Source organism: Streptococcus bovismuti, assembly GCF_042436615.2.
Taxonomy (GTDB): Bacteria; Bacillota; Bacilli; order Lactobacillales; family Streptococcaceae; genus Streptococcus.
Genome location: NZ_JBHMFR020000002.1, coordinates 22,046 through 47,928, shown reverse-complemented (window position 1 = coordinate 47,928; position 25,883 = coordinate 22,046). Strand labels below are relative to the sequence as shown.

At 41.0% G+C, this 25,883-nt stretch carries 26 protein-coding genes, 2 pseudogenes, 1 riboswitch and 2 other annotated features; of the genes and pseudogenes, 11 read left to right on the top strand and 17 right to left on the bottom strand.

The features are described from left to right. Nucleotides 1–188 precede the first annotated feature (188 nt). Complete coding sequence (locus tag ACERDH_RS03125) at nt 189–1,334, top strand: low temperature requirement protein A (protein WP_173304495.1); 1,146 nt, start codon at nt 189–191, stop codon at nt 1,332–1,334. A gap of 525 nt (nt 1,335–1,859) precedes the next feature. On the opposite strand, the pseudogene mgaSpn reads toward ACERDH_RS03125, so the two are convergent. Continuing rightward, nucleotides 1,860–3,328: pseudogene (gene mgaSpn / locus ACERDH_RS03120) on the bottom strand (virulence factor transcriptional regulator MgaSpn). Nucleotides 3,329–3,774: 446 nt separating this feature from the next. On the opposite strand from mgaSpn, the gene ACERDH_RS03115 reads away from it, so the two are divergent. The 5 genes from ACERDH_RS03115 to ACERDH_RS03095 all read left to right on the top strand — a co-directional run bounded on the left by ACERDH_RS03115 (nt 3,775) and on the right by ACERDH_RS03095 (nt 5,666). Continuing rightward, the gene (locus ACERDH_RS03115) at nt 3,775–3,939 is read left to right on the top strand and encodes a GlsB/YeaQ/YmgE family stress response membrane protein (RefSeq protein WP_386679410.1); all 165 of its coding nucleotides are present in this window, start codon (nt 3,775–3,777) and stop codon (nt 3,937–3,939) included. A gap of 83 nt (nt 3,940–4,022) precedes the next feature. Beyond that, nucleotides 4,023–4,595, top strand: a complete 573-nt coding sequence (amaP, locus tag ACERDH_RS03110; protein ID WP_020901648.1) for an alkaline shock response membrane anchor protein AmaP — start codon at nt 4,023–4,025, stop codon at nt 4,593–4,595. Nucleotides 4,596–4,606: 11 nt separating this feature from the next. Then, complete coding sequence (locus tag ACERDH_RS03105; protein ID WP_000455064.1) at nt 4,607–4,777, top strand: DUF2273 domain-containing protein; 171 nt, start codon at nt 4,607–4,609, stop codon at nt 4,775–4,777. Between the two features lie 46 nt (nt 4,778–4,823). Continuing rightward, nucleotides 4,824–5,432 (top strand): Asp23/Gls24 family envelope stress response protein, encoded by a 609-nt coding sequence (locus tag ACERDH_RS03100; RefSeq protein WP_386679407.1) that lies wholly within the window; start codon nt 4,824–4,826, stop codon nt 5,430–5,432. Between the two features lie 30 nt (nt 5,433–5,462). Further along, complete coding sequence (locus tag ACERDH_RS03095) at nt 5,463–5,666, top strand: CsbD family protein (RefSeq protein WP_386679405.1); 204 nt, start codon at nt 5,463–5,465, stop codon at nt 5,664–5,666. Between the two features lie 109 nt (nt 5,667–5,775). Here ACERDH_RS03095 and ACERDH_RS03090 read toward each other — a convergent pair. Continuing rightward, a pseudogene (locus ACERDH_RS03090) lies at nt 5,776–6,054 on the bottom strand (transposase); the annotation flags it as partial. Between the two features lie 16 nt (nt 6,055–6,070). Continuing rightward, a complete protein-coding gene (locus tag ACERDH_RS03085) occupies nt 6,071–6,541 on the bottom strand; it encodes a GNAT family N-acetyltransferase (protein WP_386679403.1) in 471 nt (156 codons plus the stop codon). A gap of 69 nt (nt 6,542–6,610) precedes the next feature. On the opposite strand from ACERDH_RS03085, the gene ACERDH_RS03080 reads away from it, so the two are divergent. After that, nucleotides 6,611–7,270, top strand: coding sequence for a prepilin peptidase (locus ACERDH_RS03080; protein ID WP_386679401.1), 660 nt, complete (start codon nt 6,611–6,613; stop codon nt 7,268–7,270). On the opposite strand, the gene trpA is transcribed toward ACERDH_RS03080, so the two are convergent. The 14 genes from trpA to ACERDH_RS03010 form a co-directional block, all read right to left on the bottom strand. Further along, nucleotides 7,242–8,018, bottom strand: a complete 777-nt coding sequence (gene trpA / locus ACERDH_RS03075) for a tryptophan synthase subunit alpha (RefSeq protein WP_386679399.1) — start codon at nt 8,016–8,018, stop codon at nt 7,242–7,244. The two genes, ACERDH_RS03080 and trpA, sit on opposite strands and share 29 nt — an antisense overlap. Then, nucleotides 8,011–9,234: a tryptophan synthase subunit beta gene (gene trpB, locus ACERDH_RS03070; protein ID WP_386679397.1), complete on the bottom strand. Its 1,224-nt coding sequence runs from the start codon at nt 9,232–9,234 to the stop codon at nt 8,011–8,013. Before trpB (ACERDH_RS03070) ends, trpA begins: the two co-directional genes overlap by 8 nt. Further along, complete coding sequence (locus ACERDH_RS03065; RefSeq protein ID WP_042768741.1) at nt 9,212–9,811, bottom strand: phosphoribosylanthranilate isomerase; 600 nt, start codon at nt 9,809–9,811, stop codon at nt 9,212–9,214. Before ACERDH_RS03065 ends, trpB (ACERDH_RS03070) begins: the two co-directional genes overlap by 23 nt. After that, nucleotides 9,798–10,565 (bottom strand): indole-3-glycerol phosphate synthase TrpC, encoded by a 768-nt coding sequence (gene trpC / locus ACERDH_RS03060; RefSeq protein ID WP_386679395.1) that lies wholly within the window; start codon nt 10,563–10,565, stop codon nt 9,798–9,800. Before trpC ends, ACERDH_RS03065 begins: the two co-directional genes overlap by 14 nt. Beyond that, a complete protein-coding gene (trpD, locus tag ACERDH_RS03055; RefSeq protein ID WP_102211401.1) occupies nt 10,562–11,566 on the bottom strand; it encodes an anthranilate phosphoribosyltransferase in 1,005 nt (334 codons plus the stop codon). Before trpD ends, trpC begins: the two co-directional genes overlap by 4 nt. Before the next feature lie 10 nt (nt 11,567–11,576). Next, entirely contained in the window at nt 11,577–12,143 is a 567-nt protein-coding gene (locus ACERDH_RS03050; protein WP_000601916.1) for an aminodeoxychorismate/anthranilate synthase component II, read from the bottom strand. Further along, on the bottom strand, nt 12,140–13,501 hold the full coding sequence (gene trpE, locus ACERDH_RS03045; protein ID WP_070526726.1) for an anthranilate synthase component I: 1,362 nt from the start codon (nt 13,499–13,501) through the stop codon (nt 12,140–12,142). The genes ACERDH_RS03050 and trpE overlap by 4 nt, the downstream gene beginning before the upstream one ends. 71 nt (nt 13,502–13,572) lie before the next feature. Further along, nucleotides 13,573–13,798: a binding site (T-box leader), on the bottom strand. Next, nucleotides 13,795–14,973, bottom strand: coding sequence for a tryptophan synthase subunit beta (gene trpB, locus ACERDH_RS03040; RefSeq protein WP_020901639.1), 1,179 nt, complete (start codon nt 14,971–14,973; stop codon nt 13,795–13,797). (Overlaps the previous feature by 4 nt.) 66 nt (nt 14,974–15,039) lie before the next feature. Then, nucleotides 15,040–15,271, bottom strand: a binding site (T-box leader). A gap of 34 nt (nt 15,272–15,305) precedes the next feature. Next, nucleotides 15,306–16,535 (bottom strand): DegT/DnrJ/EryC1/StrS family aminotransferase, encoded by a 1,230-nt coding sequence (locus tag ACERDH_RS03035; protein ID WP_265470979.1) that lies wholly within the window; start codon nt 16,533–16,535, stop codon nt 15,306–15,308. A 42-nt stretch (nt 16,536–16,577) separates the two neighbouring features. After that, the gene (locus ACERDH_RS03030) at nt 16,578–17,270 is read right to left on the bottom strand and encodes a sugar transferase (RefSeq protein WP_386679391.1); all 693 of its coding nucleotides are present in this window, start codon (nt 17,268–17,270) and stop codon (nt 16,578–16,580) included. A 130-nt stretch (nt 17,271–17,400) separates the two neighbouring features. Beyond that, nucleotides 17,401–19,143, bottom strand: coding sequence for an ABC transporter ATP-binding protein (locus tag ACERDH_RS03025; protein WP_386679389.1), 1,743 nt, complete (start codon nt 19,141–19,143; stop codon nt 17,401–17,403). Then, nucleotides 19,133–20,878 (bottom strand): ABC transporter ATP-binding protein, encoded by a 1,746-nt coding sequence (locus ACERDH_RS03020; RefSeq protein ID WP_261027236.1) that lies wholly within the window; start codon nt 20,876–20,878, stop codon nt 19,133–19,135. Before ACERDH_RS03020 ends, ACERDH_RS03025 begins: the two co-directional genes overlap by 11 nt. A gap of 54 nt (nt 20,879–20,932) precedes the next feature. After that, nucleotides 20,933–21,568, bottom strand: a complete 636-nt coding sequence (locus ACERDH_RS03015; RefSeq protein ID WP_000174447.1) for a DUF421 domain-containing protein — start codon at nt 21,566–21,568, stop codon at nt 20,933–20,935. Beyond that, nucleotides 21,565–22,020, bottom strand: a complete 456-nt coding sequence (locus ACERDH_RS03010; protein WP_000675328.1) for a DUF3290 family protein — start codon at nt 22,018–22,020, stop codon at nt 21,565–21,567. Before ACERDH_RS03010 ends, ACERDH_RS03015 begins: the two co-directional genes overlap by 4 nt. Before the next feature lie 133 nt (nt 22,021–22,153). Here ACERDH_RS03010 and ACERDH_RS03005 point away from each other — a divergent pair, with 133 nt between their 5' ends. From ACERDH_RS03005 to ACERDH_RS02990, 4 genes are all read left to right on the top strand, one after another. After that, nucleotides 22,154–22,981 (top strand): exodeoxyribonuclease III, encoded by an 828-nt coding sequence (locus tag ACERDH_RS03005; RefSeq protein ID WP_265471976.1) that lies wholly within the window; start codon nt 22,154–22,156, stop codon nt 22,979–22,981. 11 nt (nt 22,982–22,992) lie between these two features. Then, nucleotides 22,993–23,379 carry a bleomycin resistance protein gene (locus ACERDH_RS03000; protein ID WP_265471975.1) on the top strand — a complete coding sequence of 129 codons (387 nt, stop codon included), beginning with the start codon at nt 22,993–22,995 and terminating at the stop codon, nt 23,377–23,379. A 233-nt stretch (nt 23,380–23,612) separates the two neighbouring features. Beyond that, nucleotides 23,613–23,708, top strand: a riboswitch (purine riboswitch). Between the two features lie 326 nt (nt 23,709–24,034). Beyond that, the gene (locus ACERDH_RS02995) at nt 24,035–24,616 is read left to right on the top strand and encodes a xanthine phosphoribosyltransferase (protein WP_000770402.1); all 582 of its coding nucleotides are present in this window, start codon (nt 24,035–24,037) and stop codon (nt 24,614–24,616) included. Further along, nucleotides 24,616–25,878 (top strand): nucleobase:cation symporter-2 family protein, encoded by a 1,263-nt coding sequence (locus ACERDH_RS02990; RefSeq protein WP_261072902.1) that lies wholly within the window; start codon nt 24,616–24,618, stop codon nt 25,876–25,878. Before ACERDH_RS02995 ends, ACERDH_RS02990 begins: the two co-directional genes overlap by 1 nt. Nucleotides 25,879–25,883 lie beyond the last annotated feature (5 nt).

The following is a 25,883-nucleotide window of genomic DNA, read 5'->3' as shown; positions in this document are numbered from 1 at the left end:
AGTCTTAGCACTAAAAAACGATAGAAAAAACACCCCTTCTGAACTGCACCCCAAAAGTTGGACAGAAAAAACCTAACTTTTGTGGCGCAGTTCATTAGCGCCACATAAAGTTATTTAAGCATCTCCTTTTCTCTCATTACCATTTTCTGTTATAATAAATTGTACTTCTAAAATAGAAAGGTCTTAAGATGACAACTCTTATTAAACATAAACGTGTAGAATTTTCAGAACTTTTTTATGACTTAGTTTTTGTTTTTGCAATTTCAAAAGTAACTACTTTAATCGACCATCTTCATAACGGTATTTTGACTTGGAATTCTTTCCTTGATTTTTTCATTGCTATTTTGGTTCTCATCGATTCCTGGATGATTCAAACCGATTATACCAATCGCTATGGAAAGAACTCTTTATTTAACATGGTAATCATGTTTATCAAAATGGGACTTTTACTCTTTATAGCCAATATGATTGGACCTGATTGGCAACAATATTTTCATTATCTCTGTTGGGCTATTGGTACATTAACCCTTACCTTATTTTTTCAATATTTGGTTGAATTTTTTAGAAAATCAACCGATGATGTTGAACGGGAAAGTATCAAAGATTTTCTATGGATAACAGGTCTAGGAAGTTTAGGAGTCTATCTAGCAGCTCTTCTTCCTATTTACGTTAGAGTCTATATCTTCTTTGCTAGTATTCTGTTTATCTTTATTATGCCAAGTATCTTGCTTAATAAAGATAAGCATTACCAGGTAAATCTCCCCCATTTAATCGAGCGCATCTCCCTTCTTGTCATTATTACGTTTGGAGAGATGATTACGAATCTAGCTAACTTCTTTACAATCGAGAATTTCTCGATTTATTCGGTTCTTTATCTCATTATTATGATTTCTCTGTTCTTGTTTTATTTTGGTCAATTCGACCATGCTATTGATGAAAAATCTAATCAAAAGGGACTATTTCTAATTTACAGTCACTATCCTATTTTCATTGGACTTATGATGATGACTGTATCGATGAGTTTTCTTCAGAATCCTGAAGCTAATCGTCTCTTTGCAACCAGCTTCTCTTATATCGGATTTGGCCTCTTTCAAGCTGCTGTCCTAGTAAATGGGCCCTATAACAAACACTATCTTCGCTATTCGAAAAGTTACTACTGTGTCCAAGCGACACTCTATCTGGCTGCCTTTATTCTCTCTTTAATCTTTGCTTCTAATCCTATAATAGTAGTGAGTATAACAACCATTTTAGCTCTAGCTATAGCCATTCATTTTATTTATTTTTATATGACACAGAATAAAAAATATTCCAAATCTAACTGGGAGTTATTTTAATGAGTTTATAACATTAAAAAGCTTTGGGAACCAAGGCTTTTTTTTCATTAATTTGTTTTTCCATTTTATCCTCCAATTTGATCTCGCACTGACATTTATTTATAACAAAACTATATATCTAGAATAGCATAATCATTAGGTATTATAGGTTTTCAAACCAAATACGAGTCATTCGTTTTTGCCCCACTTTTGCCCCATTTTTAAATCCTGACATTGAAAACACCTAAAAGTATTTCCCTAAAATCAGCTATATTTCAACATTTTTGTTTATTTTCAATATGAAAAGTTCTTACAAATCCATGTAGGGGGCATCTACATACAACAGGAAAAGCCTTGGAATCAAGGTTTTTTTCGTATCTTCTACAAAAAAAGCAAGAGTTTTAGAGGACTATGACTCTAGATGTACATTTTACTTAAATGACTGAAGGTCTTTTCTTAATAAAAACACCCCAAAAATTAGATTTTTTCTGTCTAACTTTTGAGGTACAGTTCAAAACGCGAAATAGCATTTTTTATTTTAGGTTACTAATCTAGTCGAATAAACATCATGGCATTTAACAAAGATATGAGTGAGACCGTGTTTATATTATTTGAATAGATCAGTCTCTTATTTTCAATAGGAGGAATAATAAAATTAGAAATAATGATATCGTAAGGTGAATCTTTTAGGGACTCAAGTGATAACTCTAATTCACTCCAAACTTCAAGTTCAAAATTATTGCTACAGTAATAAGAAAGTGTCTCTGCAACGGATTTTGCATGATACTGATCAAAATTGCTCATAACCAGAACCTTCAGCTTTGGCTGATTTTGTAGTAGATTAAGCACCAAATGTTTGGTATGAGTGATGAAGGTATAAGATAGATGATTTACCATCATTGAACTAGAACAAACTTCAAGAGTCTCTAAATAATGAGAAAGCTCTTTTTTTACATCTGAAACAAATTTAGGGAAAATATTTTGAAAATTCCTGATTGTATTCCCTTTTTGATCAAATAAAATAAACTCAGTGGACAACTCCTGACGATACAGATGTGCAGTATTATGCAGATGCCAAATCAGATTATCCTTATTCTCAATCTCAATCTGATACTTGACTGAAATCTGATCGATAAAATAACTCAATAAATGGTAAGATTTTTCAACATAGCTATCCTTTTTTACACATTTCATAAAGAGGCTTTCAGCTATGAAAAACATTTTTTGAAAGTAAGACACAAATAATTGGCAAACAACTTCTTCATCTAAAGAGATATTGTATTCTAATTCAAAATTCTTAGCAACACCTTCTATTCCTTCTGCCTGCATTAAAAAATCCAAACTTTGGTCGTTAAAAGAATCTTTATCTACTTCCATAAAATGACTAAACTTTATTCGATATAAATTCGTAACGAGGAGCAACTTTAGCATTCTATGCGTTGACAAATTCATTGGAAAGCTTGTTGCCTTATAAACCAATTCTAACAATTGAGATAGGGGCTCTAATGAAAAATTTTCAAATGGCCACTCTAGGAAATAATATTTTTCTGAAAAATATTATGCAAAAAAGTAACGAATGTCTCTCTCATTTTCAACGATTTGAACAGGGGTCAGACTGATTTCAAATTGAAATTGCTTTTTAATCACTTTATTGATTTGGCTAATAATACGATAGAGCGAAGATGAGCTGATATAAAACTCTTTGCAAATACTCTCAGCTTGACAACCTTCATTAAAGAAGATGAATTCTAAAATCGAAAAATGAGTTGAATGCTTAAAGAAATGATGATAAACCATTTCAATATCGCTATCATCGGTATTAATAATGCGTATACCATTAGTAGAAGAATGAAAAATCAAGTCAGGAAAAGCAGATTTAACATGGGATAGATCATCTTTTACTGCACGTTCTGTACAATTTAGTAACTCTGCTAGTTCAGAACGATAAAACCATCGTTTATGTTCAAATAATAATTCTAATTGCCTATGACTTTTTTAGATAATAAATCTCTCATGAATGTCTTTCTCTCTTTATAAATTATCGGATTAAACCTCTTGCAATTATACCACAAAGAATAGGTATAACATGATATAACGACTTTTCCTAAAATCTTTTATTTAGTATAATAACACTACGGAGACAATATATAAACAATTTTCTTATTTTACCGTCTATTGAGGGCGTGAATACAGAATCAAATTCAAGTCGAAAGATTATATTTTTAATTTTAAAAATTATATAATAGCAACAATCAAAGAATTTGATTTTTTTATATTAAAATTATATAATAATCAAAATAATTGATTATTTTATATTAAAATTATATAATAGCGATAATCAAAGGAATTGATTTATTTTTTGATATTAAAATAAAAAAGGAGGGTAGGCAATGTTGTGATCTATCATTCCTCGAGGTCTGATTGGACTTGTAGCAGGTAGAATCACTAAAAAAGGTAGTTTATGGGAATCGTCGCAAATGTATTCGCTGGTTTAGTCGGGTCATCTGTAGGACAATCCCTCTTAGGTAGTTGGGGCCCATCCATCGCTGGAATGGCTTTGATTCCATCTATTGCAGGAACAGCAATTGTTGTTACTGTAGTATCATTCTTTACAGGTAGAAAGTAAACTTTTCGCCAGTAAAGTTAGCAAACTATTTTTAAATCAATGACGAGAAAAATAGTTTAAATGTTAAATCGAAAGGATTGTATATGTCAAAAGCAAAGAAAATATGTTTCATTATTTTCTGTATTTTAATCTTGACAATTTTCCTTCCTGTTTTGATAGATTATCATCAAGTTAGTGATCTAGGCATTCAGCTATTTAGCTGGAGACAGAATCATTTCGTTGAATTCTATCTCTCTAGATATATATTCTGGGGGATAGTGGCTCTATCAACTTTAGTTTTGTTATCGATGTTAGTTGTGTTGTTTTATCCTAAACGTTATTTGGAAATTCAACTTGAAACTAAAAATGATACATTAAAATTAAAGAATTCTGCAATCGAAGGTTTTGTTAGAAGTTTGGTAAGTGATCATGGATTGATCAAGAACCCAACTGTTCATGTAAATTTACGAAAAAATAAATGTTTCGTTCATGTAGAAGGTAAAATTCTTCCTTCGGACAACATCGCTGACAGATGCCAACTAATTCAAAATGAAATAACTAATGGATTGAAGCAGTTTTTTGGTATTGAGCGTCAGGTTAAACTAGAAGTTCTAGTAAAAGACTACCAGCCTAAACCAAAACCTCAAAACAAAAAGACTGTTAGTCGTGTGAAGTAAGGAAGTAAAAAATGGAATGGCTTAAACAATATCGATATCCAATTATCGCTGGTCTCATAGGCGTATTTCTCGCTTGTTTGATTATCTCCTTTGGCTTCTTCAAAACAATATTTGTATTGATTTTAGGAGCACTGGGAGTTGCAGCTGGATTATATATCGAAAAAAACTATATAGATAAATAAATACATAAATAAATAAAAATTACTAATTTAATCAAAGGAGTTTCATATGTCAAACGAAAAAAACATTAACACTAACGTAGAAAAGAAAGATGCTACTGCTGTAGCTCACGAAATCAAAGGGGAACTTACTTACGAAGATAAAGTTATCCAAAAAATCATTGGTCTGTCACTAGAAAATGTTTCAGGTCTTTTGGGAATCGACGGTGGTTTCTTCTCAAATCTTAAAGAAAAAATCATTAACAGCGATGACGTAACAAGTGGTGTTAACGTAGAAGTTGGTAAAACACAAGTTGCAGTTGACTTAAACGTTATTGTTGAGTACCAAAAAAATGTTCCAGCTTTATATTCAGAAATCAGAGAAATCGTATCTTCAGAAGTTGCTAAAATGACTGACTTGGAAGTTGTTGAAATCAACGTAAACGTTGTCGACATCAAAACTAAAGAACAACATGAAGCAGACTCAGTAAGCCTTCAAGATCGCGTATCTGACGTTGCTGAATCAACAGGAGAATTCGCTTCAGAACAATTCGAAAAAGCTAAATCTAGTCTAGGATCTGGTTTCTCAACTGTTCAAGAAAAAGTTAGCGAAGGTGTAGAAGCTGTTAAAGGTGCAACAACTGGTGTAGTATCTCACGAAAAAACTCGTGTAAACTAAGATAAAATAAATATAATAGAAGAAATTATCATGTCAGTAGAAGAAAAATTAAATCAAGCTAAAGGTTCTATTAAAGAAGGTGTTGGAAAAGTCATCGGTGATGAAAAAATGGAAAAAGAAGGAGCAACTGAAAAAGTTGTTTCTAAAGTAAAAGAAGTTGCTGAAGATGCTAAAGACGCTGTAGAAGGTGCTGTAGAAGGTATCAAAAACATGTTGAGTGGCGACGATAAATAAGGCTAAAAGCTACTTTATCTTTTTAGTAACATTAGTCAAAAGAGTCTGAGTCAAGATGATTCTCAGAAAACAAAAAGCTAGAGATTTCCAATTGCGGAACTCTAGCTTTTTAATTTTGCCTCTTTCTCTTATTATATTTCAGCAGGTTGTTGACCATGAGTACGAATCCCATGTCAATTCTCACTTGGCGCTTACCTCTCAGATAACATCTCTTATAACCCAAACAAACCTTTATCTGCCCAAAGACAGATTTCATATCAATCTTACGTTTAGCGAAAATTTGTCTACCCTTGGAAGATAAAAGTGCCTGATATTCTTTAGTTTTTAAATACTGGTAACGTTCATTTATATACAGTCCCTTTTGAGGGGCTGATTCAGGTTCATCATCGCAGTCAAGATTGATTTCAAGGCTGTTTGCTTCTATCTCCCTTTTTCATGATGTATTTTCGTACAGGTGCTTCAACTATTTGAACGATTTCAAATCCTTCTTTTTGGTAAAGATTGTGAGCTGTTTGATTTGCCTCGTAGACATTTAGAGAAATAGTATCTATGTCTTCATTTTCAAATGCCAAACTAACAAATTTCCTTAAAGCCTGGCTACCTAAGCCTTGCCCCTGTTTCTGGGGGTTGATAAAAAATCTTCCAATATGAAGATTGCTGTCTTCTTGCCTGATTTTCTGGATAAGCCCCACAAACTCTTGTCCTTCAAAGATTGAAAAGATTCCTTCCAAATCTTGCAAAACTTGAATTGTCAAGGGAAAAGGAATCATTGTTCCCATCCATTGTTCTTGAAAGGATTTGCCAAGGAAGTTGGACCATTGGCATACGATCTGAGCGTTTTCTATACTCACCTTTTCTTCAAAACGAATTGTCATCTTTTCCTCACTATCTTATCTATTTTTCTCTATTATACTACTTCTCCGATTTTTTACGAATAGATAAGTATGATCAATTTTTATTTTTTTCTTGTCGGGAGCATTCTCGCTTCCTTTCTCGGTTTGGTCATTGACCGTTTTCCAGAGCAGTCTATTATCAGTCCAGCCAGTCACTGCGATTCTTGTCAGATTCGCTTGCGTCCCTTAGATTTGATTCCGATTCTGTCGCAGGTGCTCAATCGCTTTCGCTGTCGCTACTGCAAGGCACCTTATCCAGTCTGGTATGCCCTTTTTGAACTAAGTTTAGGTCTCCTTTTTCTGGTTTGCTCTTGGGGTTTTCTTTCCTTGGGACAAGTTATCCTAATCACTACTGGTTTGACCTTGGGTATCTACGACTTGCGCCATCAGGAATACCCCTTACTGGTCTGGATTGTCTTTCATCTACTCCTAATGGTCTGCTCTGGCTGGAATCTGGTCATGTTCTTCTTCCTTGTCCTTGGAATTTTGGCTCATTTTATCGATATCCGAATGGGAGCAGGGGATTTTCTCTTTCTAGCTTCTTGTGCTCTCATCTTTAGCGCAACCGAATTACTCATCTTGATTCAGTTTGCTTCTGCGGCGGGAATTCTAGCCTTTCTCCTGCAAAAGAAAAAGGAAAGACTTCCTTTCGTGCCTTTCCTCTTACTTGCTGCTTGTGTGATTATTTTTGGTAAGCTACTGCTTGTCTGATAAAGTCCTCAATCGGCTCTCCTTGGTGGAGAGCTTTTACGATTTTTGAACCGACGATAACGCCATCTGATACCGCATTGAAGCGTTCTACATCGGCTTGACTAGATACGCCAAAACCTGTCAAGACTGGGATATCGGCTACTTGATGCAGTTGTGCCAAGTGCTTGTCCAAGTCTGCACGGTAATTGCCTGATTTCCCTGTCACCCCATTGATGGCAACCGCATAGACGAATCCTTCTGCTCCTTCAATCAACTCTTTTTGACGCTCAAGTCCTGTTGTCAAACTAACTAGGGGAATCAAAGCGATGTCTGTATCTGCCAAATAAGGCTCCACAAAATTGGCATGCTCATGAGGAAGGTCTGGAATGATCAAGCCCTTAACCGCTGTATCTGCCAAATCTTTGACAAAGTTCTCCACACCGTACTGAAAGAGGGGGTTGAAGTAGGTCATGATGACAAGTGGAACCTCTGTTTCAATGGTTTTCAATGTTTCAACCAAAGCCTGGGTAGAGGTCCCGTGGGCTAAACTGCGCAAGCCAGCTTCTTCGATAACAGGTCCATCTGCAACAGGGTCTGAAAAGGGAATACCAACTTCAATAGCCGAAACACCCAAATCTTCTAAAAAGTGAATTGTTTCTCCGAGTCCATCCAAACCTTTCTCATGGTCTCCAGCCATGATATAGGGAACGAAAATTCCTTTTCCAGCTGCTTTTATAGCGTTTAATTTTTCTGTTAGTGTCTTAGACATGAGCTTCTCCCTTCTTTGCTGCATCTGCTTCCAAGCGGTCTTTGACTTGAACCACATCCTTGTCCCCACGACCTGATAGACAGACAATCATAGACTTTTCTGGTCCAAGTTCTTTGGCTAATTTCACCGCAAAGGCGATCGCATGGCTAGATTCCAAGGCTGGGATAATCCCTTCCACACGAGACAAGAGTTGGAATCCTTCCAAGGCTTCTTCGTCTGTCACAGGAACATAGCTGGCACGTTTGATATCGTGGTAGTGAGAATGCTCTGGACCGATACCAGGATAGTCCAAACCTGCTGAGATCGAGAAGGCTTCAAGAATTTGACCATGGGCATCTTGGAGCACATCCATGAGGGAACCGTGAAGGACACCCGGACGACCCTTGGTCAAGGTAGCTGCGTGATGCTCTGTATCCACACCAAGTCCTGCTGCTTCAGCTCCATACATAGCTACTGATTCATCTTCTACAAATGGATGGAAGAGACCGATGGCATTAGAACCACCACCAACACAGGCTACTAAGGCATCTGGTAGATTTTTACCTGTCAAGTCACGGTACTGTTGTTTAGCTTCTCGACCAATAACACTTTGGAAGTCACGAACGATTTCTGGGAATGGATGAGGCCCCAAGGCAGAACCAAGGATATAGTGGGTATCATCAATATTAGCTACCCATGAACGAAGGGCTGCATTGACCGCATCCTTGAGCACGCGCGAACCGTCTGTCACTGCCTCAACCTTAGCTCCCAAAAGCTCCATACGGAACACATTGAGGGCTTGGCGTTTAACATCCTCTTCACCCATATAGATGGTACACTCCATGTTAAAGAGGGCCGCAGCTGTTGCAGTTGCTACACCGTGCTGACCAGCACCTGTTTCAGCGATAATTTTCTTTTTGCCCATGCGTTTAGCCAGAAGAACTTGTCCCAAGGCATTGTTAATCTTGTGGGCCCCTGTATGATTAAGGTCTTCACGTTTAAGATAAATCTTGGCTCCGCCGATATGCTGAGTCAAATTTTTTGCGTAGTAAAGGGGAGTTTCACGCCCCACGTACTGACGCAAGAGTTGGTTTAATTCCTCTTGGAAACTTGGATCTGCCTGACTTTCACGGTAGGCCTTCTCCAACTCCAAAACTGCTGTCATCAATGTTTCTGGGACGAAACGTCCTCCGAATTTTCCGTAAAATCCATCTTTATTTGGTTCCTGATATGCCATTCTTTACCCTCTCTATAAATCTTCTAATCTTTTCATGATCTTTTTGTCCATCTGTCTCCACTCCGCTCGATACATCTACTGCATAGGGAGTAAAGTGTTGAATTGCTTGTACTACATTGTCTTCCTTAAGCCCACCTGCGATAAAGAAGGGCTGATTTAGTCCAGTAGTATCTAGTTGCCCCCAGTCAAAGGTCTGGCCACTTCCTGCCACAGGGGCATCAAAGAGGAGATAATCTGCCTGAGAATGAGGCACATGCCCCTCTCCATCCACCTGCACAGCCTGAATGCTGTCACAGGGCAAATCCTCAAACACATCATCCGCTATCTGACCGTGAACTTGAACCAAGTCTAAACCAACTTTGTCAATCGCTTCTAGCAGTTCTACCCGACTTGGTGAAACAAATACCCCAACCTTTTTTACGTCTGACGGAATAATCTTTGCCAGCTCAGCAGCCTGATCCAAGGTCACCTGTCTTTTGCTAGGTGCGAAGACAAAGCCGATGTAGTCCGCTCCTGCTGAAACGGCTGTTTCCACCGCTTCCTCGGTCGATAATCCGCAAATTTTAACCTTTGTCAATCTGCAACTCCTTGATTCTCTGGGCTACATCTTCTGCCTGCATGAGAGCTGTCCCTACTAAAATGCCGTTAAAGTATGGTGCTACTCGCTCTGCATCCTGCCCTGTGAAAATAGCTGATTCAGAAATATACAAGCAATCATCTTTGAAGTGTTTAGCCAAGTCTACACTGGTCTCCAAATCGACCTCAAAGGTGGTCAAGTTTCGGTTATTAACTCCGATAATCTGAGCACCGAGTCTGTGGGCCACCTCTAGTTCAGCTAGATTGTGGGTTTCCACCAAGACTTCCAGACCAAGCTCTGTCGCGTAGTCGTAGAGTTCCTTAAGGCGTTCTTCTGACAAGGCAGCCACAATGAGTAAGATGACTGTTGCACCTGCATTGCGAGCACGGATGATTTGCTTTTCATCGATGATAAAGTCCTTGTTGAGCGTTGGAATCTGTACCTGACTGGAAATCCCCCGTAGATAATCCAAATGACCTTTAAAGAAAACCTCATCTGTCAAAACCGAAATCATCACTGCTCCGTTCGCTTCATAAGTCTGGGCCTGTTGCACAATATCCACATTGAGATTGATATCTCCCAGACTAGGGCTAGCTTTCTTAACTTCAGCAATTACCTGCAAGCGGTCTTGATGATTCTTCAAAAAGTCAGCCAAGCGATAGGTCTGGCGCAGGGGCTGGATTTGCTCCATCTCCATTTGCTCGACCTCACGCGCCTTCTGCTCCAAGATTCGTGCTAAAAATTCCTGACTCATTTTTGGTACTCCTGTAACAGTCTGAGTTTTTCAAGGGCCTTGCCACTAGCAATCACTTGACGTGCCAAGGCAACTCCTTCCTTAATGCTAGCTACCTTACCATTAGCATAGAAACCAAGACCTGCATTTAAAACTGTAGTTTCCAAGAATGGACTTGGTTCGTTTTTAAGAACGCTGAGCAAAATTTCTGCATTTTCCTGAGCATTGCCTCCACGAATATCTTCGATAGCATAGCCTTCCATTCCCAAATCCTCTGGAGTAAAGCTTGACAAGGTGATTTCGCCATTTTCAAGAAGAGCAATCTTGGTTGTTCCGTTCAAACCAGCTTCATCCAGTCCTTCTGGCCCAGCAACCACGATGGCACGTTTGCGACCCATATTTTTCAAAACCTGAGCTGTACTTTCTAGAAGTTCTGGACGACTAATTCCAAGAAGCTGTGTTTCCAAGGCCATTGGGTGAATCAGGGGACCAGTCAAGTTCATAATGGTTGGAATTCCCAATTCCAAACGAGCTGGCATGATGTATTTCATTGCTGGGTGCATATTTTTAGCAAAGAGAAAGACGATTCCAGTTTTATCAAAGACCTTACCTAGTTCAGCTGGTTTGAGATCTAGGTTGATACCCAAGGCTTCGAGGACATCTGCAGAACCAGATTTAGAAGAAATCGAGCGGTTACCGTGTTTGGCCATGTGAACACCGCCACCAGCCAAGACAAAGGCTGCAGTTGTGGAAATGTTAAAGCTGAAGGATTTGTCTCCACCTGTACCACAGTTGTCCATGGCATCATGAATTTCAGTTGGAATGTGTTGGGCATGGCCTCTCATGACTTGAGCAATGGCTGTGCGCTCTTCAGGTGTTTCCCCCTTCATCTTAAGAGCCAAAAGGAGAGAAGCAATCTGCGCCTCCGTTACACGGCCAGTTACGATACGCTCAATGACATCCGTCATTTCCACACCTGATAAATTTTCAAATTTTGCTAGTTTTTCAATAATCTCTTTCATCCTAGTTTCCTCACTTTACAACCTTCTCGATAAAATTCCGAATAGAAGACAAGCCATCTGGCGTTCCAATGCTCTCTGGATGGTACTGGAAGCCATAAATCGGTAGATTTTTATGTTGAATTCCCATGATGGCTTGGTCATCAGTCGAACGAGCTGTCACTTCAAAGTCTTCTGGCATTTCTTCAATCAAAATACTGTGGTAACGCATGACTGCACGGCCATCCTCGATACCTTGATACAGAACAGATGGCGCTTCAAAGTTGATATTGCTCTGTTTCCCATGCATGACTTTGGGAGCCAAGCCTAGCTTACCGCCAAAGACTTCTGCGATAGCTTGGTGGCCCAAACAAATCCCAAGAATCGGCTTCTTGCCAGCAAAATCACGAATCATGTCTTCCATCTTTCCAGCATCAACTGGCCAACCAGGACCGGGCGAAAAGACCAGACCATCTGCTTTTCCAGCTTCTTCATACAGCCTGGGATCATCATTTCTCAAGACCTGAACTTCTGCAAAATTCCCAATGTATTGGGCCAAGTTATAAGTAAAAGAATCATAGTTGTCAATTAATAAAATCATGGTCTTAGTTCTCCAATTCTAGTCATAGATTTTGCTTTGTTAATGGTTTCTTGGTATTCGTTTTGGGCAATGGAGTCGTAGACAATCCCTGCCCCAGCCTGCACATAAGCTGTTTGATTTTTGAGAATCATCGTTCGGATGGCAATGGCGAAATCCATATCACCCGTCGCAGACAAGTAGCCGATTGCTCCTGCGTATACGCCACGTTTTTCTGTTTCCTGTTCATAAATGCGTCTCATCGCTCGAATCTTTGGTGCTCCTGAAACGGTTCCAGCAGGAAGTGTTGCTTTCAAAGCATCCATGGCAGTGAGTTCTGGAAGCAAACGCCCCTTGACCACACTGGTCAAATGCATGACATAACGGAAAAGCTCCACTTCCATATACTTAGTGACTTGGACACTGGCCGTTTCAGAGATGCGACCAATATCATTACGTCCCAAGTCTACTAACATCCGATGCTCTGCTGTTTCCTTCTCATCCGAAAGCAGGTCTGTCGCCAAATCCTTATCTTCTTCATCCGTAGCGCCTCTTGGTCGTGTCCCTGCAATCGGATTGGTTGTCACGATGCCATTTTTGACAGAAACCAAACTTTCTGGACTAGCTCCGATGATTTGATAATCCCCAAAATCATAGAAATAAAGGTAATTAGAAGGATTAGTCACGCGGAGATTTCTGTAGAAGTCAAATGGATTTCCAGTAACTTCTGCTGAGAAGCGCTGACTGAGTACACATTGGAACATATCGCCATTACGAATCAAGTCACGAGCTGTTTCCACCATTTCCTCAAACTTCTGAGGAGCGATATGGGGTTTGAAGTCCAGTGGAGATAGATCCAAGTCTTCAAATTCATTTGGAGCAGGAATGCGTAATTCCTCAAGCACTTGGTTCAAGGCTTCTTCCAAGTCTTCTTGGCTACGCTCACTATAAAGAGCATCCTCTATGACATGGATTTTTTCCTTCTTGTGGTCAAAGACCATGTAACTCTCATAGACGAAGAAATGCATGTCTGGAGTTCCAATTGTATCTTCAGGAATTTGACCAATTTCTTCATAAAGCGAAATCATATCGTAGCCAACAAATCCAATGGCTCCCCCACCAAAAGGTAGGTCTGAATGGTGCTGGTTCTTATGAGTCACTTCATAAAGGAAATCCAAGGGATCCCGATCAATCACTTGACCATTTTGATAAAGAACTCCATTTTCAAACTTAATCTCAAAAACTGGATTATAGGCTAAGATAGAAAAACGAGCGGTTTCCTTGTCTCTCGGAATACTTTCTAAAATAACCTTGTGTTGCCCCTTTAGACGCATATAAGCCAAGATTGGTGATAAGACATCTCCATGAATGATTCGTTCCATTGTAATTTCCCTTTCAGTTCTAATTCTAGTTGGTGGCGACTGTATAAAAAGTCCCCACGCAAAATAACTTGCGTGAGGACGAAATTCGCGGTGCCACCTCAATTATAGGATTTCTCCTATCTCTCATTCCTGTCTCAGATACCTCCTGTAACAGGCTGTGCGATAAAGGGCACTCCCTTGAGAATTATGTTTTCTTCTCTCGTTTCAGATGGACCCAACCTTACAGCTTTCTCTGCTTGTTTCCAGCAACCACAAGCTCTCTGTGAGAGAAAGGACTGTAATTTTTCCATCTATTATTTTTTAGCTTCTAGGTAGTCTGCAATCGCAGCTACATCCTTGTCTCCACGACCAGAGACATTGATGATGATAATCTCATCTTTACTTAGTTTTGGTGCACGTTTAACCGCTTCTGCAATAGCGTGTGAACTTTCAATCGCTGGGATAATCCCTTCAGTCTTGCTGAGAAGGAGCAGGGCTTGAACAGCTTCTTCATCCGTCGCAGCCACATATTCCACGCGACCTGAGTCTTTGAAGTAGGCGTGTTCTGGACCAACACCTGGATAGTCCAAACCAGCTGAGATAGAGTAAACTGGAGCCAGCTCTCCATCTTCTTTAAAGACTGCATAGGTCTTCATTCCGTCGACAATTCCGATGCTACCTTTTGTCATAGTAGCTGCGTGCTTGTCTGTATCAAGTCCGTGACCAGCAGCTTCGACCCCAACCAATTTGACTGCTTCATCAGCTACATACTGAGAAAAAGCACCGATGGCATTGGAACCACCACCTACACAGGCAATAACGTAGTCTGGTAAACGGCCTTCTTTTTCTAAGATTTGACGGCGAGATTCTTCACTGATGACTTTCTGGAACTCATGGACAATTGTTGGATAAGGGTGAGGTCCCACAGCAGATCCCAAAACGTAGAAGGCTTCCAAATCATTCATCCATGCTCCAAAGGCTGCATCAACCGCATCCTTAAGAGTTCGTGTCCCCGTTTCAACTGCGTGAACAGTTGCTCCCATCATCTCCATACGGAAAACATTGAGACGTTGACGCTCCACATCTTCTGCTCCCATGTAGACATCACAAGCCATACCAAACTTGGCTGCAGCTGCTGCAGTCGCAACACCGTGCTGACCAGCTCCTGTCTCTGCGATAACCCGTTTTTTACCCATACGTTTAGCCAGAAGAATTTGCCCTAAAACGTTGTTGAGTTTGTGAGAACCAAGGTGGTTAAGGTCTTCGCGCTTGAGATAAATCTTAGCTCCACCTAAGTGGTCTGTCAAACTTTCCGCAAAATAGAGCGGTGTTTCGCGACCGGAATAGTCCTTCAAGTAATGGCGAAATTCTGCCAAAAACTCTGGATCATCCTTATACTTGTCAAATGTCACTTCCAACTCATCCAACAAAGCCTGAATCGGCTCCGGTACAAAACTACCACCAAATTGTCCAAAATAACCTTTAGTTGTCATAAAATTTTCCTCTTTCTGTATTGGTTCCAAGATATGAAAAAAGCCCACACACAGAAAATTACTCTGCGTGAGGGCGTTGGTAACGCGGTGCCACCTCAATTATAAAGGGACTATTCCCCTTTACATCTCTGCCTTGTCTAACAACAAGTTGCACTGTAAGGTGTGCGCACCGAATTTTCATTGTTTCAAATTCATTTTTAAAATCAGCCCACTTTCACTACTCCCAACCACCTGTTCACAATAACCACAGGCTCCCTGGAGATCAAAAATAGTTACTTTTCTGATTTATTGAACTTATTTTAATACTTTACTTTTTCTTTGTCAAGACTTTTTTACGATTTTTTTGATAAAGTTAGTACTTTTTCAGAAACTGTTTTGAAAGTCTCAATGATATAGTCCACTTCTTCATCACTTAATTTAGTGTGAAGAGGAAGGGTAATTTCATTTTCAAAGAAGGCATAGGCCTTAGGATAGTTCGCCATGTCAAAACCAAGATTCTTATAGGCTGTCAAGAGCGGAAGCGGTTTGTAGTGGACGTTACTTGCAATGCCTGCTTTGGCCAATTCTTGGATGATAAGATTGCGTTCTTGTAAGCTTGCTCCTTCTACATGGGTAATGTAGAGGTGACGTGAAGATTCGACAGTTTCAGTCTTGTGTGCCAAAGGATGGATGCGAGAACCTGCAAAGCCACGATCATAGCGATCCACGATATCCTTACGACGTTGCAACAAACTTGGATAGCGGTCCAATTGTACCAAACCAAGCGATGCCATGATATCGGTCATATTGCACTTGTAGGCTGGTGTGACGATATCGTATTCCCATGAACCCAGTTGCATCTTGGCCAGAGCATCCTTAGTTTGCCCGTGAAGGGAAAGAATTTGAAATTCCTTGTACATCTCTTCGTCGTCAATCGCTGGATTAGATTTCCAAGTGGCACTTCCACCCTCTGCAGTTGTAAAGTTCTTAACTGCGTGGAATGAGAAGGAAGTAAAGTCAGCGATAGAGCCAGCAGGTTGTCCTTTATAAGTAGATCCCAAAGCATGGGCACTATCAGAAACAATCACAATACGGTTAAAGGCTTTTTGCCACTTGCTTGAAGCAGTAAAGAGGTCACGTTTCTTCTCCACTACTTGGAACAAACGGTCATAGTCGCAAACAATCCCTGCAAGTTCTACCGGGATGATCACCTTGGTATTTTCAGTGATAGCTTGCTCTAGCAGGTCATAGTCCATCTCAAACGTATCTGCTTGGATATCCACCATGACAGGGGTCGCTCCTACGTGAGTGATGACACTACATGAAGCTGTATAGGTCATGGCTGGAACGATGACTTCATCACCAGGTCCAACTTCCAAGACGCGCAAAATCAACTCAAGCGCGGCAGTTGCAGAATTGAGGCAGACAGTCTTGGGAGTCTGTGTGTATTGAGACAAGCGACGTTCCAGTTCTTTGGTCTTAGGACCTGTTGTGATCCAACCAGAACGCAGGGTATCCGCTACTTCAGCAATTTCTGCTTCCGTAATATCGGGTGGTGAAAATGGAATATTGTAATTTGGCATTGATTTGCTCCTTTTATATGTACTCATTTTCTCATGACTACTTTATTTTAGCACTTCAAACACGGTTTGAAACATGATTTTGATGTCTCCAAAGAAACTAAACTCTCGGAGATAAGCGAGGTTATAACGCATCTTTTCAGGAAGAACATGCTCTACATAGGCTTGGTCAACCGACAGACCTTTCTCCGTCATTTGACTGATGATAGTGTCCTCATCCTTGTAGTTGATGCTAGCTGGAGAGGTAATACCTGCTGGCAAAAGCAAGGTCGCCATCATTTCAGGACTATACTGCTCTGTGTAGCGTGGCACTTCAGGTCGTGTACCGACAAAAGACATCTCACCTTTAAGGACATTGACCAACTGAGGTAGTTCGTCCAAACGGACACGGCGGATGAAATTTCCCACTTTGGTAATGCGGCTATCGTTAGCAGAAGTTACCAGACTTCCTTTTTTGTCCGCATCCGTTACCATGGTACGGAACTTCCAAATCTTGAACCGACGGTTATACTGGGTCACGCGCTCTTGCTTGTAAATCACTGGCCCCTTGCTATCCAACTTGATCCAAATGCTCAAGATGAGAAAGATTGGAGAGGTCAGAATCAGTACGACCAAGGCTAGAACCCAGTCCAAGCAACGCTTGAAAATCAGCGAACCCTTCCTTTTAGAGACAAGCTGGTAGTAAGACTCAACCTCGCTTGATTTCATTTCCACGGGCAAGTCTTCCCATTTCAGCATGCTGTTTCTCCTTTGTTTTTATTATACTATTTGTCAACATTTTTCATTATACCACAAAATGGAAAAGGCGGTGAAAGAAATCTGTAATTTGAAGGATTTCCTTCTTACACTCAATGAAAATCAAAGAGTATTAGGACATGGCCCCTGCCTGCAAGCTATACATCTTGTGGTAGGTTCCACCCAGATCCAAGAGTTCCTCATGGGTTCCACTCTCGATAATGCGCCCCTTGTCCAATACATAGATACAGTTGGCGTCTTGGATAGTAGAAAGACGGTGGGCAATGGCAATGGTTGTCCGTCCCTGTCTCATCTTAGCTAGTGAAGCTTGAACTAAACTTTCTGTTTCAGAGTCAATATTGGCTGTCGCTTCATCCAAAATCAGGATTTTAGGCTGACTGGCGACTGTTCTAGCAAAGGCTAGAAGCTGGCGCTGACCAGTAGAAAAGCTCGAACCCCGCTCGGAAACGGGTGCATCATAGCCTAAAGTAAGTTCCTGAATAAAGGAATTTGCATCCACGAAGGCTGCCGCAGCCTGGACCTGCTCATCACTGATTTCTTGGTACATGGCAATATTGGACTTGATGGTTCCATGATAGAGGAAGGGTTCCTGCAAGACCAGACCGATGTTCTTTCTCAGCTCTTCCTGACTGTAGTCCCTAATATCCACACCATCCAAGAGAACTCGGCCTGACTGGAATTCATAAAAGCGCATAAGGACATTGATAATAGACGATTTCCCTGAACCTGTATGGCCTACAAATGCAATGGTTTCACCCTTGTTAACCGAAAAGGAAATATCATCCAGAATCTGATGTTTACCGTCATACGAGAAACACACATGTTCAAAACGAATATTGCCTTCTTTTACCTCAGCCTGGCCATTTTCTTGAAGAGGCTCATAGGTCCTCTCGTCAATCAAGGCAAATACACGACCTGCAGACACCATGGAAGTTTGAAGGGTCGAAAAATTTTGCGTCACTTCAATCAGGGGATCAAAGAGACGATTGATGTACTGGATAAAGGCATACATGGTTCCTGCCGTTATTCCCAGATAAAGACCACGATAGCCAAAATAGGCCATCAAAACAGCGTATCCTAGGAGTTTCAGCAAACTCATGGCAGGACGCAAAAAGAGGGCATCCAAGGCTACAGAACGGTTGGCATAGACCAAATGTTCTTGGTTGATTTCATCAAACTCTGACTGTAGGCGCTTCTCTTGATTAAAGGCCTGGATTATTCTGATTCCCTCTATGTTTTCAGCCAGCTTGCTATTGATATCTGACAAGAGACTTCTGGTTTTCTCAATGATTTTCACTGATTTTTTCCGATAGATATTGACCAAAAGGAAAATCAAGGGGAGAAAGAGCAAGACTAATGCTGTCAAACGAAAATCCAATACCAACATGGTATAAAGAGTTGTCAGAAAGATGAAAACTGCTGAGATAAAGCTAGATAAAATCCCTGAAAACATATCACTTATGGTCTCAGTATCATTTGTCAAACGAGAGACGATAGAGCCTGCTGGCGTCTTGTCAAAGTAAGACATGCCTAGTTTCTCCATATTGGCAAAGGCATCCCGACGAATATCCCTAACAATACTGTAAGACACGCGCGCAAAGAGAAGATTACCGACATACTGGACCAGAGTTTGTAGGATATAAAGGCCATAGTAGACCAGCAAAACGGTCACAGCGAATTGGTTGAGATTGCTGAGATACTGGTCAATAAAGTGGGAAGCCACAAGGGGAATGACACTTTTAATGACCGTCGTTGCTAGGAGAAAACTGAGTGCCAAAAAAGTCAGGAGACCATAAGGCTTGAGATAGGACATCAAGCGCTTCAATACAACCCATTGTTCTTGTTTATTCTGCATCTTCTTCTCCTTTCATTTCCAGCTGCTGAGACTGGTAGGTTTGGGCATACCAGCCATCCATAGCTAGCAAATCTTCGTGCCTGCCTCGTTCGATAATTTGACCATTTTGCAGGACTAAAATCAAATCTGCATGGACAACCGCACTGAGGCGATGAGCCGTAATAATGGTTGTCTTGTCCTTTCGCGTCTCCTTGAGGTTGTCGATAATCGCATACTCTGTCTTGGCATCCACGGCGGACAAAGAATCATCCAAAATCAAGATATCAGGGTCTAAAATCATAGCCCGACTCATGGCCAGACGCTGCTTTTGACCTCCAGAAAGACTGACTCCTTTTTCTCCAATCAGCGTATCAAATCCCTGAGGCATGGCTACAATGTCTTGATAAACTTGAGCTAGCTTAGTCGCTTCCTCGACCGCTGAAAGGGGCAAGTTAGGATTGCCAAAGCGGATATTATCTAAAATCGAAGTCGCAAAGAGGAACTGATCCTGAGGAACATAGCCCATAAGACTACGAAGATCTGTCAGACGATAATCGCGAATATCGTGACCGTTTAGATAAATGGCTCCCTCATCCACATCGTACTCACGCAAGAGAAGCTTAATCAAGGACGTTTTTCCAGAGCCTGTTTGACCAACCAAGCCCAATGTTTGCCCTTTTTCCAGACTAAAGTGAACATTTGTCAGTGTTTCCTCATTTTCAAAGGCAAAGCTATCAATGACATACTGCAAGCGCCCATTTTCAATACTGTCTAGAGGAAACTCAGGGTCTTGTACAGGTGATTCCTGAGACAAAAGTTCCTCAATCCGCTGGTAAGAAACCTTCCCTCGCTGGGTAATATTAAAGAGGAAGCCGATGGCCATAAGAGGCCAAACTAGCATATCCAAGTAGCTGATAAAGGTAACTAGATTCCCAACGGTAATCTGCCCCTCCTGAACCATCAAAGAGCCCACCAAAAGCGTTAAAACATAGGAGGAACCAACAAACAAGAGAACCATGGGGTCAAAGAGACTATCGTATCTCATGGTTTGGAGATTCTTTTGGAAGGTCAATTCATTGACTGCCTGAAAGGACTTGAGCTCGTCCGCCTGGTACCCGAAAGACTTGGTCACTTTAACACCTGATACGGACTCCTGCACCTTGTTATTGAGTTCAGAAAAGGCAGCTTGTGATTCACCAAAGGCCTTATGAGTCTTTCTACCTAAACGACTAGTTGCATAAGCCATGAAAGGTAGGGGCAAAATGGCAACCAGAGTCATCTGCCAGGAAATGCTAAAGAGCATGGTCAGCAAAGTCACTAGAGCCGTGATAGAGGCATCAACCGCTGACATGACACCGCCACCTGCGAGACGAGTCAAGGCATTGATATCATTGGTTGCGTGCGCCATCAGGTCCCCCGTCCGATAGGTCTGATAAAAGGCTGGAGACATTTTTGTGAAATGCTCAAACAAGCGAGACCGCATAATCTGCCCCAAACGGTAGGAAGTTCCAAGGATATACATACGCCAAACATAACGCAGATAGTACATCCCAAAAGCCGCAAGAAGCAAATAAAATAAGTCAAGAAGGAGGTCCTGCTGGGTTAATTGTCCCGATGTGATAGCATCAATGACCCGCCCCATGACCATGGGGGGAATGAGATTAAGGACGGAAACCAAGACCAGGGCCACAATTCCGACTAGATAACGGCGTTTTTCTAACTTGAAAAACCACCAAAGTTTTTGAATAATGGACATAAAATCCCTTTCTGATTGCAAATAGAAACCTGAGGCCAAGACCCCAGGTTTTTCTTATTCATAGGTTACGACTGTAACGGCACCCTTGTCATACTCAGCGATAAAGATATTAGCTACATTGTCATGTCCTTGCTTGTTGAGGTTATCAAGCAACCACTCTTCGCTACGACCAATCGATTCCAAAACATCTACTTGGATCACACCGTCAGTCACAACTGGATACTTAGGATTTTCATCTCCCATTTGGACCACGATGAGTTGGCCATTTTGCTCTTGCACAGCTCGTTTAACTTGCTTCATCTGGAAAATTCCTTGGCTACGAAGTTTGAGAGCAACATCTGCCGCAGACAAACCAACTGAACGACAGGCTTCTGGGTCAATCTGCCCATTTTTGATGAGCAGAGTCGGTTTACCATCAATCAAGCGTTTGACAAAACGAACATTGTTATTGAGCCATTTGAGGGTCAAGACCAAAATCGTCCACATCATCAAAATCACTGCATACTGGAGAATGCTGATAGAACTATTGTAAATCACCCCACCAATGATACCACCGAGAACATAGTTCTGAATTTGGTCTGTAGCAGAGTTAGGTGCTAGATTCCCCTTTCCTGTCACATTGATAACAAAAACAAGCGAGAAAAGACCCAAGGCCAGTTTGATTAAAATTTCCATGTAGTTGAGTGTCATTTGTTTACCTCCACCAATTCAATAGCATCTGTTTGATGCAATTCTAATTTCTCTAAAAGATACTTGTCTGGTTGGCTCCCGTTCATGGCACGATAGAAATTTGAACCTACCTTGATAAGTGCTCCATCAGTGGCAGCTGAAGTATTGACATAAACTTCTGATTTATCCACTCCCAAGTCTTTAGAAATGACCTCTATGAAATGAAGGGAAGTTTGAAATTGATTGTTAGAGGCTTGATTGGTCTGGTATTTTGAGATTGTTACCAAAAGCATGGCTACCAAAGTCAAGGCCAAAATCATGACCAATTCACGAAACTTAGTTCCCTTTTTATCACGATAAGCCTTAAAAGCAAAAAATCCTGTGATAGCTAGGAGCACAATCCCAAAGCCAATCATGATGCCATTTTGCTGACTGATTTGGCTAAGTACATAGTCATATGAGTAAAATTTCATTTATTTTCACTCCCTTTCATAAAATCATTCTTCATTATAAACGAAAGAGAGTGATTTTTCAAGCCATACGTTGGGGAAATAGACCTTTTTTTGGTATAATAAAATCTATAATCTGAATGAAAAAGGTAACTTTATGAAACTTATCTCATGGAATATTGATTCCCTCAACGCAGCCCTAACGAGTGACTCAGCTCGTGCCAAATTATCCCAAGAAGTCCTACAAACCTTGGTCGCTGAAAATGCTGATATTATCGCTATCCAAGAAACAAAGCTTTCTGCCAAGGGGCCTACAAAGAAACATCTGGAAATTTTAGAAGAACTCTTTCCAGGCTACGAAAACACCTGGCGCTCTTCCCAAGAGCCTGCCCGTAAAGGATACGCTGGTACCATGTTCCTCTATAAGAAAGAACTCACACCCACTGTCACTTTTCCAGAAATCGGTGCCCCTTCTACCATGGACTTAGAAGGTCGCATCATCACTCTAGAATTTGATGAATTTTTCGTGACCCAAGTTTACACTCCAAACGCTGGCGACGGCCTCAAACGTTTGGAAGAACGCCAAGTCTGGGATGTCAAATATGCGGAGTACTTGGCTGAACTAGACAAAGAAAAACCAGTCCTTGCGACCGGTGACTACAATGTAGCCCACAATGAAATTGACCTTGCAAATCCTGCCAGCAACCGCCGTTCACCTGGATTTACCGACGAGGAACGTGCTGGATTTACCAACCTTTTAGCAACTGGATTTACTGATACCTTCCGCCACATTCACGGCGATGTTCCAGAACGCTACACTTGGTGGGCACAGCGCAGCAAGACCTCTAAAATCAATAATACTGGCTGGAGAATTGACTACTGGCTCACAAGTAACCGCATCGCTAACAAGGTGACTAAGTCTGATATGATCGACTCGGGAGCTCGCCAAGACCATACACCTATTGTCATGGAGATTGAACTCTAAGGAGAAAACGAATGGACTATCAAGCTGTCATTCCTGAATTTGTAGTATCTGACATCGAAAAATCACGCCACTTCTACTGCAACCTGCTAGGATTCTCTGTCGAATACGAGCGTCCAGAGGAGAAATTTCTCTTCCTCTCGCTTGAAGACTGCCAACTTATGCTAGAAGAAGGCAGCGTAAAAGAATTAGCTCAGCTGACCTATCCTTTCGGGCGCGGTGTCAATATTTCCTTTGGCATTGCAGATGTTCCTCAGCTCCACCAAAAACTGCTGGAAGCCAACTATCCTATTTATCGTCCCTTAACCAAAAGAAAGTTTCGTGTTGGGGATCACTATATTTATCCACATGAATTTGCAGTCTTGGATCCAGATGGCTATTTTTTAAGATTTAGCGAGTAGAATAATAAAGACTGGGAAAAAGTCTTTAAAGTTAGAAAAAGGCATATTGTCAAGTCTTGAAAAATCTTGATAATATGCCTTTTATGATGAAAAAACCTTCTAAATGTTAGCCAATAAGTTAATTTTTGCCCATTTTTATTATATTTGTTCGTTTTTAAAACAAAAACACTAACAAAATATTTAATTTCTAAAGTTATTTAGTGTAAAATAAAAACATTGGCTCAAGCCTATTTAAAATTGAATATCGTTTTACTTGTTTATGTCGTGAATTGGCACGACGTTTCTACAAGGTGCCGGAACACCTAACAATAAGTAAGTTAGCTTGAGGGGATGGTCTTTTTTGCCATGCCTATTTTGGGGACTTACTTAGAGATTAAGTAGGTCCTTTTTGAATATTTTTAATATTTCCCTTAAGTAGTGCGGACGGGAGCAACTTCCTTCGGAATTTCATCCCTAATTTTTGAGCCAAAAGTCTCAAAAATCCCGTCATAGACAATAACAAGATTATTGTCTATGATACCACTACAACGGGAAATATTTGATAAGACTCGCTTCGCTCGTACTAGTTTTATCAAATATATAGTACTAGCAAACTGGATCACCATAGAAACATTTAACCAACAAGTAAACTGGCTTTTAGACTTTAGGAGGTCTTATGAAATTATTAGAAGAGCGCATCCTCAAGGATGGGCATATCTTGGGTGACAACATCCTCAAGGTGGATTCCTTTTTAACCCACCAAGTTGACTTTAGCTTGATGCGAGAGATTGGTAAGGTTTTTGCGGAAAAATTCGCTGCTGCTGGCATTACCAAGGTCGTAACCATTGAAGCGTCAGGTATTGCTCCAGCCGTTTTTACAGCTGAAGCCTTAAACGTTCCCATGATTTTCGCTAAAAAAGCTAAAAACATCACTATGAACGAAGGTATCTTAACTGCCGAAGTTTACTCCTTTACCAAGCAAGTGACCAGCACTGTTTCTATCGCTGGAAAATTCCTCTCACCAGAGGACAAGGTCTTGATTATCGACGATTTCCTTGCTAATGGACAAGCTGCTAAAGGCTTGATTCAAATCATCGAACAAGCTGGTGCCACAGTCGAAGCTATCGGTATTGTGATTGAAAAATCCTTCCAAGATGGCCGTGATTTGCTTGAAAAAGCAGGCTATCCTGTCCTATCACTCGCTCGTTTGGATCGTTTTGAAAATGGTCAAGTTATTTTTAAGGAGGCAGATCTCTAATGCAAACTCAAGAAAAACACTCGCAAGCAGCCGTTCTTGGCTTGCAGCACTTACTAGCCATGTACTCAGGATCCATCCTGGTTCCCATCATGATTGCGACTGCCCTTGGCTATTCAGCTGAGCAGTTGACCTACCTGATTTCTACAGATATCTTCATGTGTGGGGTGGCAACCTTCCTCCAACTCCAACTCAACAAATACTTTGGTATTGGACTCCCAGTCGTTCTCGGAGTTGCCTTCCAATCAGTCGCTCCCTTGATTATGATTGGGCAAAGCCATGGAAGTGGCGCTATGTTTGGCGCCCTTATCGCATCAGGGATTTACGTAGTTCTTGTTTCAGGCATCTTCTCAAAAGTGGCCAATCTCTTCCCATCTATCGTAACAGGATCTGTTATTACAACAATTGGTTTAACCTTGATTCCTGTCGCTATTGGAAATATGGGAAATAACGTTCCAGAGCCAACTGGTCAAAGTCTCTTGCTTGCCGCTATTACTGTTCTGATTATCCTCTTGATTAACATCTTTACCAAAGGATTTATCAAGTCTATCTCCATTTTGATTGGTCTAGTTGTTGGAACAGCCATTGCTGCTAGCATGGGTTTGGTGGACTTCTCTCCTGTTACGGCAGCACCACTTGTCCATGTCCCAACTCCACTCTACTTTGGGATGCCAACCTTTGAAATCTCATCTATTGTCATGATGTGTATCATCGCAACAGTGTCTATGGTTGAGTCTACTGGTGTTTATCTAGCCTTGTCTGATATCACAAAAGATCCAATCGACAGCACGCGCCTGCGTAACGGTTACCGTGCAGAAGGTTTAGCCGTACTTCTCGGAGGAATCTTTAACACCTTCCCTTACACCGGATTTTCACAAAACGTTGGTTTGGTTAAATTGTCAGGTATTAAGACTCGCCTGCCAATCTACTACGCAGCTGGTTTCCTGGTTCTCCTTGGACTGCTTCCTAAGTTTGGTGCCCTTGCCCAAATCATTCCAAGCCCTGTCCTCGGCGGTGCCATGCTGGTGATGTTTGGTTTTGTATCTATTCAAGGGATGCAAATCCTCGCTCGTGTTGACTTTGCTAACAATGAACATAACTTCCTTATCGCAGCTGTATCAATCGCTGCAGGTGTCGGACTCAACAACAGTAATCTCTTTGTCAGCATTCCGACAGCCTTCCAAATGTTCTTCTCAAACGGAATCGTCGTCGCCAGCCTACTTGCCATTGTCCTCAACGCCGTATTAAATCATAAAAAGAAATAAGAAAA

What these genes read in the sequence shown, in the direction of transcription:
- ACERDH_RS03125 (WP_173304495.1), top strand. Translation starts at nt 189, where the DNA reads ATGACAACTCTTATTAAACATAAACGTGTAGAATTTTCAGAACTTTTT.
- ACERDH_RS03115 (WP_386679410.1), top strand. Translation starts at nt 3,775, where the DNA reads ATGGGAATCGTCGCAAATGTATTCGCTGGTTTAGTCGGGTCATCTGTA.
- amaP (WP_020901648.1), top strand. Translation starts at nt 4,023, where the DNA reads ATGTCAAAAGCAAAGAAAATATGTTTCATTATTTTCTGTATTTTAATC.
- ACERDH_RS03105 (WP_000455064.1), top strand. Translation starts at nt 4,607, where the DNA reads ATGGAATGGCTTAAACAATATCGATATCCAATTATCGCTGGTCTCATA.
- ACERDH_RS03100 (WP_386679407.1), top strand. Translation starts at nt 4,824, where the DNA reads ATGTCAAACGAAAAAAACATTAACACTAACGTAGAAAAGAAAGATGCT.
- ACERDH_RS03095 (WP_386679405.1), top strand. Translation starts at nt 5,463, where the DNA reads ATGTCAGTAGAAGAAAAATTAAATCAAGCTAAAGGTTCTATTAAAGAA.
- ACERDH_RS03085 (WP_386679403.1), bottom strand. Translation starts at nt 6,541, where the DNA reads ATGACAATTCGTTTTGAAGAAAAGGTGAGTATAGAAAACGCTCAGATC.
- ACERDH_RS03080 (WP_386679401.1), top strand. Translation starts at nt 6,611, where the DNA reads ATGATCAATTTTTATTTTTTTCTTGTCGGGAGCATTCTCGCTTCCTTT.
- trpA (WP_386679399.1), bottom strand. Translation starts at nt 8,018, where the DNA reads ATGTCTAAGACACTAACAGAAAAATTAAACGCTATAAAAGCAGCTGGA.
- trpB (WP_386679397.1), bottom strand. Translation starts at nt 9,234, where the DNA reads ATGGCATATCAGGAACCAAATAAAGATGGATTTTACGGAAAATTCGGA.
- trpC (WP_386679395.1), bottom strand. Translation starts at nt 10,565, where the DNA reads ATGAGTCAGGAATTTTTAGCACGAATCTTGGAGCAGAAGGCGCGTGAG.
- trpD (WP_102211401.1), bottom strand. Translation starts at nt 11,566, where the DNA reads ATGAAAGAGATTATTGAAAAACTAGCAAAATTTGAAAATTTATCAGGT.
- ACERDH_RS03050 (WP_000601916.1), bottom strand. Translation starts at nt 12,143, where the DNA reads ATGATTTTATTAATTGACAACTATGATTCTTTTACTTATAACTTGGCC.
- trpE (WP_070526726.1), bottom strand. Translation starts at nt 13,501, where the DNA reads ATGGAACGAATCATTCATGGAGATGTCTTATCACCAATCTTGGCTTAT.
- trpB (WP_020901639.1), bottom strand. Translation starts at nt 14,973, where the DNA reads ATGACAACTAAAGGTTATTTTGGACAATTTGGTGGTAGTTTTGTACCG.
- ACERDH_RS03035 (WP_265470979.1), bottom strand. Translation starts at nt 16,535, where the DNA reads ATGCCAAATTACAATATTCCATTTTCACCACCCGATATTACGGAAGCA.
- ACERDH_RS03030 (WP_386679391.1), bottom strand. Translation starts at nt 17,270, where the DNA reads ATGCTGAAATGGGAAGACTTGCCCGTGGAAATGAAATCAAGCGAGGTT.
- ACERDH_RS03025 (WP_386679389.1), bottom strand. Translation starts at nt 19,143, where the DNA reads ATGCAGAATAAACAAGAACAATGGGTTGTATTGAAGCGCTTGATGTCC.
- ACERDH_RS03020 (WP_261027236.1), bottom strand. Translation starts at nt 20,878, where the DNA reads ATGTCCATTATTCAAAAACTTTGGTGGTTTTTCAAGTTAGAAAAACGC.
- ACERDH_RS03015 (WP_000174447.1), bottom strand. Translation starts at nt 21,568, where the DNA reads ATGACACTCAACTACATGGAAATTTTAATCAAACTGGCCTTGGGTCTT.
- ACERDH_RS03010 (WP_000675328.1), bottom strand. Translation starts at nt 22,020, where the DNA reads ATGAAATTTTACTCATATGACTATGTACTTAGCCAAATCAGTCAGCAA.
- ACERDH_RS03005 (WP_265471976.1), top strand. Translation starts at nt 22,154, where the DNA reads ATGAAACTTATCTCATGGAATATTGATTCCCTCAACGCAGCCCTAACG.
- ACERDH_RS03000 (WP_265471975.1), top strand. Translation starts at nt 22,993, where the DNA reads ATGGACTATCAAGCTGTCATTCCTGAATTTGTAGTATCTGACATCGAA.
- ACERDH_RS02995 (WP_000770402.1), top strand. Translation starts at nt 24,035, where the DNA reads ATGAAATTATTAGAAGAGCGCATCCTCAAGGATGGGCATATCTTGGGT.
- ACERDH_RS02990 (WP_261072902.1), top strand. Translation starts at nt 24,616, where the DNA reads ATGCAAACTCAAGAAAAACACTCGCAAGCAGCCGTTCTTGGCTTGCAG.